Raw genomic sequence first — 13,713 nt, forward strand, 5'->3', positions numbered from 1 at the left:
AGGAGTAGCTTATGTTTTTGGCAATTATCGCCATAATTCTTACATTGATTTTGGTAGTGGGGATCCATGAGAGCGGACATGCAATAGCAGCGCGCATTTTTGGAGTAAAAATCAAAAAAATTTCCATAGGTTTTGGCAAGCCGCTGTTGCGCTGGCAAAGTCCAAGCGGTTGTGAATGGGTTTGGGCATTTTTTCCTTTAGGGGGCTACGTTCAATTAGAAAATACACGGATTAGTCCAGTAAAGCCTGCACAATACTCCGGATGCTTTGATAAAAAACCTATTTGGCAACGCATTTGTATTTTATTGGCCGGGGCTGTTGCAAATCTAATTGTTGCTTGGGTTGCTTTGGTTTTGGTGTACAGCATAGGTCTTAGATACACGTTACCAGAAATCAAGGAAGTGCTTCCTAATAGCGCCGCTTCCCAGGCGGGAATGCTTCCTGGTGATAAATTCATCTCCATGAATGGTTCAGCGATTCCAACATGGAATGATGTAGGCATGCGGTTAGTTATTCTTTGGGGAAAGAAAGATATTCCGGTTACACTTATTCGTCCCGATGGCAAAGAGGCAAAAGCAACGCTTGATTTAAGCCATGAGCAATTTCATGGAGTAAAAGGATCGTTATTGACCCAATTGGGGATTAAACCTAATTTATCTGCGGCAAAAAGTACCCTGCAGGCTTCATCTTTTATGGATGCAATCCAGAAAACAAATGAATTTATGGCCAATATGGTTTATTTTTTCCTGATGATCTTGAAACAATTATTTACTGGAGTAATCCCTTTTTCAGCCTTGTTAGGTCCTATAGGCATTTTTGCCGCTTCCGTGGCTTCACTTACACAAGGGGTAGTTGTTTTTCTATTTTTTATAGCCACCTTAAGTCTGGCTGTTGCCGTGATTAACCTGTTTCCTATTCCAGGATTGGATGGAGGTTCTATAGTTTATGCAATTATTGAAAAAGTCCGCGGCAAAGCAGTATCTGTTCCCATGGAGCTTTTATTGCATCGGTTGGTAGTTATTGTGTTTTGTGTGCTCTTGGTTCACTTATTAATGAATGATCTGCAACGAATCTAGGCTTTCTACTGTCTTGGCTAAAATGGTCTGAGAGATAGTTAGTTCTTTGGTAAGGAAAACTCACAAATCACTTAGACATTTTGACTCAATTTAGCGAAATGAAAACAGGCCTTTCTAAATTTAGGATGATTTACTTCTGTTTCAATACGGATTTGCTTAACGCTTGAAAAGTAATTACAATCGCGCGCAGTTTATGCAAAAAAGGGACAAATTATGTATCGAAAACTAGAGCAACTACAAGAGCGAACCGCGCGACAAGGACAAGGTTATGCTCAATTCTTTTCAAAAGAAGAAAAGAAACCAGTAGAAAAAAATATGATCCACATTAAGATTAAAAATACTCAATTAAATATCAATAAAGGTCATTTTGAAGGCAGTTTAGGGGCAGCTGAAGAAGCAATCCAATCTTTTGCAGATCAGAATGAGATAACCTATAAATCTCTTGGGCATGGATATGGAACTTTGACTGTTCAAGGCGTGAATCACCAGATTACTCCTTATGGCATTGATATTTCTATGATGTTGGAATACTGTAACATTGACGAATCCGAACTCACCCAAAAGCTCGAGATACCTTAACAATAAAATCGTAGCCTGGGTGAAGCACACACCCATAACCTGGGTTCCGCTGCGCATCACCCAGGCTACAATTTATAATTTACCCACGGCTCGGGCGCAACACCATACATCTACTTTTTTTACCCCCGATTTCTTTAAAGTGAATGCCAGCTCATTGGCTGTGCTGCCCGTAGTTAAGAGATCATCAACAATTGCTACATGGTGCCAGGGAATTTTTTTGACGTTAAATGCATGACGTAAATTTTTTTGTCTTTGTTCGCCGTCAAGACTTGCTTGGGGCTCCGTATTAAGGATTTTTTGACAACTGGTTAAGTCGTAAGGTAACTGTAATTTTTTTGCGAGTAATCGAACTAAAACTGCTGCTTGGTTAAATCCGCGCGACTTAATGCGTTGTGGATGCATAGGGACGGGGATTAAACATTGAGGCATAACTTCATCCTTTGGCAGTGAGTGAACCATTAATTGACTTAAAAAAGATCCTAGATAAAGACCATTGCGGTATTTAAATTGATGCAAAAGATTGCGTAGAGGCTCTTCAAAGACGTAATTAATGAGTGCGCGATCAAAATAAGGTGTTTTTTTAATACAACGCCCACAGACAAACAGATGAATATCGGGCAAAGGATATGCGCAGTAGTGGCAGGCGGGACCTAAGCGGGTCATGAACTCAATACACGAGGTGCATACTGCCATTTTGCTGTGATGAAACTGATTGCATAAAACACATATTGAGTACAAGCGTAAACTTTGTGTTAAACTCCATATTTTCTGGCGCACGCGTGTTGGATTCCTTTAATTTTTCCTGGTTTTATAATGGCTGTTATCTACGAAATTAGCAAGGCATTTAATCAACATGCCACTGAATATGAATTTGCTGCCAAGGTACAAAAAGAGATTGGATTGCGGTTATTGGATCGATTGCAGTATTTGAGTATGAAGCCACAACGCATTCTTGACCTTGGATGCGGCCCAGGTTTATTTTCTTATGAATTGACGCAGATGTATCCAAAGGCACAGGTTGTTGGTTTGGATTTGGCTCAGTTCATGTTGATGCAGGCACAAAAAAAGCAAAGTTGGCGACGAAAGTGGTCTTTAGTGGCTGCAGATATGCGGCAAATGCCTTTTGCTACAGGTACGTTTGATTTAGTTTTTGCCAATCAAGTGATTCATTGGGGCGGTCCTTTGACGCCAGTTTTTCGTGAGTTGAATCGTGTCATGCAAGCGAATGGTTGTTTGATGTTTACTACTTTGGGCCCGGATACATTTAAAGAATTAAAGTATGCTTGGTCTGAGGTAAATCATTATGCCCATGTCAATGAATTTGCTGACATGCATGATATCGGTGATTGCTTGATGTCAGAACATTTTTTAGAGCCGGTAATGGATATGGAATTATTGGCCGTGCATTATGAAACCCTACCCAAGTTATTACATGCTTTAAAAGCCCAAGGAGTAAAAAATATTAATCCTCAAAGAAACCAAGGATTAACTGGGAAAATGGCTTGGCGACAATTTGAGCAAAACTACTCTGCCCTGCAAACCGAGAAGGGGAAATATCCGTTGACATATGAAGTGGTTTACGGACATGCCTGGAAAGGCGAGCAAAGAAAAACCGAGCTTGGGATAGAAACAATGATCCCTGTTTCGCAGATAATAAGACGTCGAAGTTAGTCCATTCATTTTTTAATTGCCGCATAATATTGCAAAGCCCTTTTCCGTGCCAGATTATGATCGACTAATGGGAAAGAATATTCTGCTCCTAAGGTAATAGGCAAAGCATTTGCTGGAGCTTCCCAAGGCTTATGAATCCACTCATTAGGTACTTGCGCCAATTCGGGTACCCATGTTTTAACATATTTACCTAGAGGATCAAATTTTTCTCCCTGGAGCACGGGATTAAAAATGCGAAAGTATGGAGCGGAGTCTACCCCAGTGCCGGCTACCCATTGCCAACCAGCGGAATTATTTGCCAAATCGGCATCAAGAAGTGTATACCAGAACCATTTTGCTCCTTCTCGCCAGTCAATTAATAAATCTTTAATTAGAAATGAAGCAGCAATCATCCGTACTCTATTGTGCATGTAGCCAGTTTCCCATAATTCACGCATTCCAGCATCCACAATGGGAAAACCCGTTAGACCTTTTTGCCACTTTTTGAGCGTTTCATGGTCTGTTTGCCATGAAAAAGCATCGAATTCCTGGCGAAAATTTCTATAGGGTAAATCCGGAACGTGATAAAGCTGATAGTAAGAAAATTCCCGCCACCCTAATTCAGCGAGGAAACATTCTGACGAGCTCATATTGCCGTTTGGTTGCACTTGGAACTGTTCGATTGCACGCCATATTTGCCAGGGACTAATTTCACCGAAATGTAAATGGGGCGACAGCCGAGAGGTAGCTATTTTACTTGGTTTATCACGGCATGCTTTATAGTTTTGTAGATGATGTTGAACAAAAAAATCCAGTTTTTTCAGTGCCCCGATTTCACCAGGTTCCCAAAACTCAGGAAATCTTTTGGCCCAATTAGGTTTTTCAGGTAAAAGGCTCCACTCCGCAATAGGTTCTGAAGTAACTGTAGGACTATCAGGCCAATTATGAATAGTCAGTGCATTAGGTATTTCCATGTGCTGTAAGCACTGTTTCCAAAACGGGGTAAACACTTTAAAGTACTCACCGCTTTTATTTTTGATTGTCCATGGTTCGTTTAACAAGCTCCCGTTGAAGGAGTTTACTTTTATTCCTAGGCTGCTCAACTCTTTAGTAATGTGTTTATCACGCTCAATACTCGCCGGTTCATAACAGCGATTCCAATAAATTTCGGTAATTTCATAATATTCGATGATTTTTTTTAAAATCGGTAATGGTTCTCCTTTTTTAAGGAGCAGATCCAGGCCGTGTTTTTTCAGTGTTTTTTGCAAGCAAGATAGACTATGATGGAGCCACCAACCCTGAGCACCACCAAGCAATTCGCCGGGATTTTCCAAAATATAAAGGGGGATAATGGATGGATGCGTTTTGCACGCTGTAAATAGGGCAGGATTATCACCACAACGCAAGTCCTGACGAAACCATACAATTGCAGTTGACACAGGCTTCTCCTTTTCAAGTAGGGATTGGAGGCGGGCTAAGCATTCTTTAATTGTAGCCCGGGTTCTGCTTTGCTTCACCAGGCTACCGATCTAGCCAGTCAATTGGCTACGTTTTTGTAATTTCTTAGTTAAGTCAATTAATGGAAGTGCTTTTTGAGCAAATATTTCTAATGCGTCGAGGGCAATTTGATAATGCTTATTGATCTCTTCTTCCAATTTTTTTGGGGAAAATAGAGTCGCAAACGTTATTTTTTGGTTTGCCAAATCAGAGGAGCGACCTTTACCCAGTACCTCGGTAGGAGCATAACGGTCCAAGTAATCATCTTGCATTTGAAAAACCAGACCTAGATGGCTGGCATAGGTTCGTAAAGCTTCTTTATATGTTTCCGGTGCTGAGTGGGCATTCAAAACCATTTCTATGCACGCTAAAATAAGCCGTCCCGTTTTAAGGTAGTGAATTTCTCTTAGCTGTTCTTCATTCGTAGATGATTTTGCCAATTCAGACAAATCCAGACTTTGCCCGCTTACCATGCCGCTGATACCGCTTGCTTTAACAAGCTCAAGAGTGATCGCAATGACTTGTTGGGGGTGGAGCAAGGGAGAAAGATGGGTTAAGAGTACTTCAATGGCCAAGGCCTGCATGCCATCGCCTACTAAAATTGCTGTTGCCTCATCAAAAGCTTTATGACAACTGGGTTTACCACGGCGTAGATCATCATTGTCCATGGCAGGGAGGTCATCATGAATTAACGAATAACAATGCGTTAATTCGATTGCAGCAGCAATAACATCCAGAATTTTGAGATCAAGATCAAGTAAGTTCCCAGTTAAATAGACCAAAATAGGTCTGATTCTCTTTCCTCCAGGGAATAGAGAATAATTTATTGCAGAATATATCGTTGTCGCAGGTACAGAAGAGTCATTAATTATTTGTTTGAGAAATTCTTCGTGCCGTTTTATGTAGTTACTTATCACTTAATTATTCATCCGAGCTGGGTTCTGCAGAAGTTAAAGTTTCTATTTTTTGTTCTGCCTTTTGTAATACATCCTGACATTGTCTCGCCAGACTAATTCCTTTTTCAAATTGTTTCAGGGAGTCTTCTAAAGAGAGTTCTCCTTTTTCCAGTTGCCTGACAATTTCTTCTAGTTCTGTGATTGACTGTTCAAAATGCATACCTTGGCTCATAGATTTTGTCCTGATTGTGCAAAATGTACTGATTATACTGGGTTGTTCCCAGGATTCAATGTAGTAAATTAATTTTTAATGTTCATCCGCGTTTATCTCTATGTCACGTGGATAACCCCGTGAACAAGTCCCGGGCGGAATGGAGTAGGCAAGTAACTGATTTCTTGAATAATGGTTCAATACATCGATAGGATAAATCGTGTATATTAGAGCTCTTGCATGGTTATGCAAGAACGCTTTCAATTGAAACTGAATCGGATGGATAAGAATGAAAACAAAGACCCAATTTGTCTGCAGTCAATGTGCCGCAATTTCTAAGCAATGGGCCGGGCAATGCACCCATTGTGGCGCATGGAATTCGATTGCAGAAGAGGGGATGCCAGTGAATCGTAATTCACGCAGCGGGTCATGGGCGAATCAACGTTCGGTAATCACTGCTGTAGAAGATGTAGTCATGGATAATGAACTACGCATGGATTGTGGTTTATCTGAACTTAATAGAGTACTTGGCGGTGGTTTGGTGTATGGTTCTGTAGTTCTGATTGGAGGGGATCCTGGCATTGGTAAGTCCACTTTGTTATTGCAGACTCTGGCTAATCTTTCCATGCAGGAAACTGTTTTATATGTAACGGGAGAGGAATCTTTGCAGCAAGTAGCTATGCGAGCCAAACGTCTGGGTTTGCCTTTGGCAGGTTTAAGACTTTTAGCTGAGACACAAGTTGAATCAATTATTGCTCAAGCACAAAAGGAAAACCCTAAAGTGATAGTGATTGACTCGATTCAAACTATTTTCACGGAAACCATAAGTTCTGCTCCGGGGGGAGTAAGTCAAGTACGTGAATCAGCAGCACAATTAGTTCGCTTTGCCAAACTGACCCAAACAGCAGTATTTCTGGTGGGGCATGTAACGAAAGAGGGCGCCCTGGCTGGGCCACGGGTTTTAGAGCATATGGTGGATAGTGTTTTATATTTTGAAGGTCAAAGTGACAGCCGTTTTAGAGTGATTCGTGCCATTAAAAACCGTTTTGGTGCAGTCAATGAATTGGGTGTATTTGCCATGACCGATAAGGGATTAAAAGAAGTGGCCAACCCCTCAGCGATTTTTTTATCGCGTCAACCAGAGCCTACTTCAGGTAGTGCGGTAATGGTGACCTGGGAAGGATCACGTCCCATGTTGGTTGAAGTACAAGCACTGGTTGATGAAGCACACGGACAACAATCCAAACGTGTTACCGTTGGTCTTGAGTCAAATCGTTTGGCCATTTTACTTGCTGTCTTACATCGACATGGAGGAATTGCTACTTATGATCAAGATATTTTCATTAATGTAGTGGGCGGTGTAAAGGTCACAGAAACAGGTTCCGATTTGGCATTATTAGCTGCTGTGGTATCCAGCTTACGCAATCGGATCTTTGACCGGGAAACCATTATTTTTGGCGAAGTGGGTCTTGCTGGTGAAATTAGACCGGTACAAAGTGGGCAAGAGCGACTAAAAGAAGCAGCAAAACATGGGTTTAAGCGTGCTATAGTGCCTTTTGCCAATGCCCCCAAGCAACATAATTCTTCAATGGTTATCGAGCCAGTTAAATATTTGCATGAAGTTCTGGAAAAAATGTAGTTCTTGATTGTAAGCTGGATAAAGCGAAATATACCTGGATGTTTTTTCTGCTTTTCCGGTTGCACTTCGTTTAACCCAGTCTACACTGAGTCGTGTTATAACGCTTCAAAATTTTATGACATGATAATACAAAGTCTTTACCTTTTTGCTGTTAATCAACAATAGGAGCAATGATGACTTTTCCAGCCGAGCTAAAATTTGCATTTATGGATATGCTAACTCGCAACAAAATTTCATACACCCAAGGTTGGTCGAACTTTATGGGAAATGTACGTAATCCCTCCGCCGTGGTTATTGATGTAGAAAATGAAGCGCAGGTCCAATGGGTCATGAAAGAAGTAAAACGAATGAATGAGAATCGGACTCCAAAAGATAAAATTACCTTAAGAGCTACTGCAGGGTGGGAAAATAAAGAGAAACCTGAAGGTTGTTGCTTATTTCCCTGGTTTAAAGTTCAAGACGACAAATATGGTAAAGGGAGCTTTTCTTTTTCAGAAGTAGTTGGTGGCAGAACCTCATCTCAAGGTGAAGGCACAGACATTATTATCCGTTTCAAAAAGAAATATCACAAGGCGAAAGTTCTTGGGCCGCTTAATACGAAACCGGCATGGTTTAATCCAGACAATCCAATTCATCAGCTTCCTGCATCACTGGTTGAAGTAAACGCAGGAATGCAGGTAGACGACTATGCAGAATTTTTGCGTAAACATAATCTCTCTTCAACAACGCTAAGCATGCTCAGTTGGGCAAGTCTGGTGGGATTAGTGGGTACTGGTGGTCATGGCACAGGCCGTGATGAATCGGCTGTTAGTGGCTTGATTGAATCAATAAAAGTGTGTGATATGGATGGAAACATTCGTGAATTGACTCCTGAGCATCCTGATTTTGAAACGTTACGCGCGGCACACAGCGGCTTTTTAGGGGTTGTTCTTAGTGTGAAGATGCGTGCTGTGCAAGCTTACAATTTACGTGAAACGATCGCTGTATTTCATAACACTGAAGAAATGAAAGGAAAATTGGGAGACATATTAAAGAATAATCACTACGTGAGTGTTATGGGAATGCCCAGCTCTTCCAAGTCAGAGCTTAGTGAACACATTCACCAGTGGCAAGTGCGTATGTGGAATTTCACGACGGAAAAACCAACTCAAAATAGTAAGCCTACTTATGCGCCAACAATTACTTCGTTTATTCAGGAACTGGGAGCACGGTTAGGTGAGGATATAATGGATTTTCTAGTTAATTCGGACTTAAAGGTTTTGTTGCCGGAATTTATGTTAATTGCTGCTGCTCAATCAATTGAAGCGCGTGGAACAAAACCTATAGTTGATTTTGAAAACCATATCACGCACCCGCAAGTCGCTTTCCCTGAAGAACTCCGTGATGTAGATTATTTTATCCCTGTAAAAGATGACAAGGCAGGGGAGCATTTGGAACATATTTTGCGACAAATTGAAATGCAGGTAAACACGTCGGCAAAGCGTGGGGAATACCCATTAACTTATGCAGTGTATGTCCGCTATTTGAAAGGAACTAATGGTGGATTGTCTACAACCAGTACAAGTACCCAAGATGAACATGTTATTGCTTTGGATGTGGTGACTCATCCTCAAGCACAGGGTATTGTTCGTTTTGAAAAAGAGTTTTTAGAGTTTTTAAAAGAACAAAAATTAGAAGTAAGAAACCACTTAGGTAAAAATTTTCCAGCCGGCGTGGTTCGTTATGCCCAATTTTTGGACTCTAAAAATATGAAGCAATTTATAGAAGCGGCGGAACGCTGGAATGCAACACCCAACAAGGATGATGGCGCAGAGCGTTTGGCTATGGCTCCTTATTACACAAATTATTTCCAGGAAATGCTTGATCTGCGTCCAAGTTTGGAAAGTGAGTTGGAAAAAAAGAGCATCATAGGAGAAAATCGTTCACCAAAAACGGAGCCAATAGAATATACTAAAGAAGAATATGTAACATTTTTAACCCGTTTATGTGACGTAGTTGATTTAATGCCAATGCAGAGCGATGCTGCAAAAAGTGCCAAGGCGACTTTTTTAAAGACTTGCCAGCATGAATTGGAAAATCGAAGGCTACGTGATTTGATTATTGCGTAAATTTGTTGTGGCTGTAAATTAATGCCTGCGTACTGCGCTTTAGGCGCGGTATCGAGAAACATGTTTGGGATACTCCAGAGTTCTGTTTCAAGGGCAAGAGACTCTGGATACCGCGCCTAAAGCGCGGTACGTAGGGTAAAAATTTGTGAGGATCTCTCAGAGCTTGCCCGCCAGATCCAGTAATGGTGAGCAATGTGGTGAGCCCGCGAACAAGTCGCGGGAGGTAGAAAGATAATTTCCTTAACTTAATAGGTAGCAGTGAGGCTAAAGCAAGGTGATATATGGACATAACTCCTTTTTTTAAATTAATGGTAGATCGCGGTGCTTCCGACTTATTTTTTAGTGTGGGAGCACCGCCTAATATTAAAATCGAAGGAGTTATTTCACCTGTAGGGCATGCTCCGCTCAAAGCACAGCAAATGGCTGAAATTGCTTTATCGCTAATGAGTGATGATCAGCGTAAAGAATTTGAGGCTACTTTGGAACTTAATATGGGGCTTTCTATTTCCGGAGTTGGGCGTTTTAGAATTAACTTATTTCGCCAACGCGGTGATATCTCCATGGTTGTGCGTTATATCCAGAACAAGATTCCCTCGATTGAGCAATTAAATTTACCTCCACTTTTAAAATCGATTGTCATGGAGTTGCGCGGCCTGGTTTTAGTAGTAGGTTCCACGGGATCAGGAAAGTCAACCACCTTGGCAGCAATGATTGATTACCGTAATGAAAATCAAAGCGGACATATTTTAACAATTGAAGACCCCATAGAATTTATTCATCAACATAAAAAATCCATAGTGGATCAACGTGAAGTGGGCATTGATACAATGAGCTATGATAATGCATTAATCAATGCAATGCGCGAAGCCCCAGATGTGATTCTAATCGGTGAGATTCGCGAACGTAACTCCATGAAACATGCCATTGCCTATGCAGAAACTGGACATTTATGTATTTCAACGCTGCATGCTAATAATGCGAATCAGGCTATGGACCGGGTTATTAATTTTTTCCCTGAAGATGCACGAAAGCAAATATTGATGGATCTGTCGCTTAATTTGCGAGCTATTATTTCAATGCGCCTCATTCCAGGCTTAAATACGCAACGCATCGCAGCCGTAGAGTTGTTACTTAATACACCCTATATTTCTGATTTGATTGAAAAAGGAAAAATTGATGACATTAAAGAAGCCATGGAACGAAGTACGGAGCAAGGCATGCAAACTTTTGATCAGGCTTTATTAAAATTATATCGAAGTGGATTAATTTCCAAGGAAAATGCTATTAAATATGCTGATTCAAAAAATAATGTTGGTTTGCAAATTCGGTTAAATAGCAGCGCAGACTTTGACTCACAAGATGATAATCTGACTATAGAAGGAGATTGATTTTTTTGATCTTTGTGTTAAAATTTGAATCAATTTGATTCCGCTTTATAATTCATGCCTTCTTCATTCCTCCAGATCAACGATATTGAATTAGGCCCTGCTTCCCATGCAACGGGCCATGAAACGTATCTCCGTGCGGTATATACTCCTCCCGATAAAAGAACTCCCCCTTATCGAATCATTTATAAGAAAAATAAATATGGTCGAGCTGAACTTTCGCGTTTGGAAGTGATGTTCGGTCAATTAGCCCGTCTGTTTTTATTATCTAATTTAACGCCTCTTAATAATTTGGTAGTAGATGCTAACGGTAATATTGATGGTTTGGCAGTTGAGCATCTTTGCTATGTCATAACAAACAAGGAAGGCAAAGACACGCTTTTTTATACCTTCAAAGACCCAGAAACAGGGTGTGACTATGCTCCTCCGGCACGATACGTTGATCCTACCCAAATACCTATTTACTTTATGGATAAAGTGCCTCAGGGCTTTTATGCGCGTTTAGTCGAAGCGGAGATAGACGGGCGTTTAACCATTGATTATGAATCCTTAGCCAGTATTCTCGCTACTTCTTATACGTTAGAGGAGGATGATTTACATAAAGGCAACTATGGATTTTATCTGGTAGAACGAGAGGGCAAGCCCCACGTCGTGTTTTTCAAAATTGATCATGATTTGATGTTTGTAGACAGCATCATGGGGTTTCTTACCCGTCGCCCTTTCCATTTACTACATGGTGCTCATGCTTTTGATATCATAAAAGATGATCTCAAGTCTCTGGTGTGCTTAACCAATTCCTCGAATTCATATTGGCCAACAAAATTTGGTTATATTTCTAATCCTTTTGACAATAAAGAATGCCATAACTATGCCGATATTAATGCTTTTTCCCGCTTACTCCATAATCCTCAGTTTATCCGAGCGAAATGGAAGTCTTTTTTTAAGCATATTTTAATTCCGAATGAGCTTATTGTGCGGACATTAGAGGACTGTGCTGATATGACGAAAGCCCAGGATCGGGCGGAAGTCGCTTTAATAACTCAAACTACCGTAGCAAGGCTTGCGCGTTTGCGGGCAGCACTGTTTTCGATAAAAGAATTTCGTACGTATGTGCGGGAATTGGATCCAGAGCAAATCCAGGCTTTATTGAGAGAAATCATTCCGCCGAATTTGACTGAGACGCTGGGGCAACACCTTCAGGAGTCTTTTTCCCAATATCGAGATTTATGTAATGGCAATGGATTCGAAAAAGGTGATACACCGTTACATACAGCAATCAAGCTGGGTGAATATCGTTACGAAGAAACAATCAGCATGTTTCGCGAGTTTATTAATGTAAAAAACGCTGCAGGTAAAACTCCTTTGGATATTGCACTGGAACGGGTTCAATCGGGGAGCTCTGATGAACATGACGTGCAAAAAAATGGAAAGCTAATTAGCAAGCATTTAATAAAAAATGGGGCGGACACCACCAAATACCCCCATCTCATTCCAATAATCCGCGCCTATACTTTTAAAAATCCTTATCTGGAAGGAGTTAATGCAAGCATGCGCTACAGCTCTTTTAAGGATATTTTAACCCAAATCGGTGAGGATCATCGATTTTGCCTTAAATTTAAAAAGAATTTGGCACGTGAATGCATTGAGCAGTTTATCAAAGTGAACGCAGGGCGTCCTGATTTTACGAAGCGCTTGGAACGGTTAAGAGACGATATCAATGGATATTCATCCGAAGAAGAATCTGCAGGCGTAAAATACATCCGCCAGTTACGCAGCAGCTTCTGGATTATTCGCCAACTGCGAGGATTGTATGGCTGGAGTTCAACTCAATGGGAAATTCATACGATGATAAACAAAGCGTTGGAAGAGAGAAAAGTTAAGGAACCCAGTTCTTTTTCATTCTTTTCTTGTGGTGATGAAATGGAAAATTCTATTAAGTCGCGGGCTGATTCATGCGCTATGACCTGACCTGGGTGCTGTGTCTGAATCTGCAACATCCCTTAAGAGCCATCCCTGCCCACGACTTGTTCGCAGAGACGGTCACAAAATATAGATGTAGTATTTTGTTTTATAAATAATTTTTAAGAAATTCCTACGTGCCGCGCTTTAGGCGCGGTATCCAGAAAATCTTAAGTTGTTCAAATTTTTTTCTTCCATCGCACTTTCTATGGATACCGCGCATAAAGCGCGGTACGTAGGCAGAATATGGCTTTAGTTTTTGACGATCTTTCAGGGACAAGCCGCGGGGAGTAGGCTGAGAACGTGAGCAAGAGGTAGGGCTGTGTAGCGGAGCCCGGAACGATTTATTTTTATCCAGACCCCTAGGAGCTAATGTGTTTGCATTTGTCCTAAGCGGAAAGGATAATCATGCCGGCAACGGGCGTATGCGGCGCCAATCTTGGCAGGATTAGGATAAAATGCATAATGGGTAGCTTTGTATGCGCAGCAGGGGACTGCACTGACAAAACAGCCTCTTTTCGCGTTCCAAAGGTAACGGCCATCTTCTGCAAGCTGCAATGTTCTGCCATCAAAACAGACATAGCGAGGCTGTGAAGGAATTTCGCCAATGACACACCCTTGGGCATAAGCAAAATGGGTTAATGTTAAGAATAAGCCAATTAGTATGATTTTCATCACTTAATCCTTTAATCTTGCTATACTAATGTTATAAC

The 13,713-nt window shown here is 41.1% G+C and carries 12 protein-coding genes; 7 read left to right on the forward strand and 5 right to left on the reverse strand.

Annotated features, from left to right (window positions below):
- Positions 1–11: 11 nt before the first annotated feature.
- Together FOLKNPGA_RS03140 and FOLKNPGA_RS03145 are read left to right on the forward strand one after the other, a co-directional pair.
- A complete protein-coding gene (locus FOLKNPGA_RS03140; protein WP_182351713.1) occupies positions 12–1,076 on the forward strand; it encodes an RIP metalloprotease in 1,065 nt (354 codons plus the stop codon).
- A 213-nt stretch (positions 1,077–1,289) separates the two neighbouring features.
- Positions 1,290–1,655 (forward strand): hypothetical protein, encoded by a 366-nt coding sequence (locus FOLKNPGA_RS03145; protein WP_182351714.1) that lies wholly within the window; start codon positions 1,290–1,292, stop codon positions 1,653–1,655.
- A 72-nt stretch (positions 1,656–1,727) separates the two neighbouring features.
- On the opposite strand, the gene FOLKNPGA_RS03150 is transcribed toward FOLKNPGA_RS03145, so the two are convergent.
- Entirely contained in the window at positions 1,728–2,432 is a 705-nt protein-coding gene (locus FOLKNPGA_RS03150) for a ComF family protein (RefSeq protein ID WP_370529179.1), read from the reverse strand.
- 36 nt (positions 2,433–2,468) lie between these two features.
- Between FOLKNPGA_RS03150 and bioC the strand changes: the two genes are divergently transcribed.
- The gene (bioC, locus tag FOLKNPGA_RS03155; protein WP_182351715.1) at positions 2,469–3,326 is read left to right on the forward strand and encodes a malonyl-ACP O-methyltransferase BioC; all 858 of its coding nucleotides are present in this window, start codon (positions 2,469–2,471) and stop codon (positions 3,324–3,326) included.
- A gap of 5 nt (positions 3,327–3,331) precedes the next feature.
- On the opposite strand, the gene FOLKNPGA_RS03160 is transcribed toward bioC, so the two are convergent.
- The 3 genes from FOLKNPGA_RS03160 to FOLKNPGA_RS03170 all read right to left on the reverse strand — a co-directional run bounded on the left by FOLKNPGA_RS03160 (position 3,332) and on the right by FOLKNPGA_RS03170 (position 5,930).
- The gene (locus tag FOLKNPGA_RS03160; RefSeq protein ID WP_182351716.1) at positions 3,332–4,744 is read right to left on the reverse strand and encodes a deoxyribodipyrimidine photo-lyase; all 1,413 of its coding nucleotides are present in this window, start codon (positions 4,742–4,744) and stop codon (positions 3,332–3,334) included.
- A 90-nt stretch (positions 4,745–4,834) separates the two neighbouring features.
- Positions 4,835–5,719: a polyprenyl synthetase family protein gene (locus FOLKNPGA_RS03165; RefSeq protein WP_182351717.1), complete on the reverse strand. Its 885-nt coding sequence runs from the start codon at positions 5,717–5,719 to the stop codon at positions 4,835–4,837.
- Positions 5,720–5,723: 4 nt separating this feature from the next.
- Positions 5,724–5,930, reverse strand: coding sequence for an exodeoxyribonuclease VII small subunit (locus tag FOLKNPGA_RS03170; RefSeq protein ID WP_182351718.1), 207 nt, complete (start codon positions 5,928–5,930; stop codon positions 5,724–5,726).
- Positions 5,931–6,198: 268 nt separating this feature from the next.
- On the opposite strand from FOLKNPGA_RS03170, the gene radA reads away from it, so the two are divergent.
- The 4 genes from radA (at position 6,199) to ankK (ending at position 13,009) form a co-directional block, all read left to right on the forward strand.
- Complete coding sequence (gene radA, locus FOLKNPGA_RS03175; RefSeq protein ID WP_182351719.1) at positions 6,199–7,548, forward strand: DNA repair protein RadA; 1,350 nt, start codon at positions 6,199–6,201, stop codon at positions 7,546–7,548.
- A gap of 173 nt (positions 7,549–7,721) precedes the next feature.
- Entirely contained in the window at positions 7,722–9,656 is a 1,935-nt protein-coding gene (locus FOLKNPGA_RS03180; RefSeq protein WP_182352743.1) for an FAD-binding protein, read from the forward strand.
- Positions 9,657–9,937: 281 nt separating this feature from the next.
- Positions 9,938–11,044 (forward strand): PilT/PilU family type 4a pilus ATPase, encoded by a 1,107-nt coding sequence (locus FOLKNPGA_RS03185; protein ID WP_182351720.1) that lies wholly within the window; start codon positions 9,938–9,940, stop codon positions 11,042–11,044.
- A gap of 54 nt (positions 11,045–11,098) precedes the next feature.
- A complete protein-coding gene (gene ankK / locus FOLKNPGA_RS03190) occupies positions 11,099–13,009 on the forward strand; it encodes a Dot/Icm T4SS effector AnkK/LegA5 (RefSeq protein ID WP_182351721.1) in 1,911 nt (636 codons plus the stop codon).
- Positions 13,010–13,369: 360 nt separating this feature from the next.
- Here ankK and FOLKNPGA_RS03195 read toward each other — a convergent pair whose 3' ends face one another.
- Complete coding sequence (locus FOLKNPGA_RS03195; RefSeq protein WP_182351722.1) at positions 13,370–13,675, reverse strand: hypothetical protein; 306 nt, start codon at positions 13,673–13,675, stop codon at positions 13,370–13,372.
- Between the last annotated feature and the right edge of the window lie 38 nt (positions 13,676–13,713).

The organism is Legionella sp. PC1000, assembly GCF_014109805.1.
Classification (GTDB): domain Bacteria; phylum Pseudomonadota; class Gammaproteobacteria; order Legionellales; family Legionellaceae; genus Legionella; species Legionella resiliens.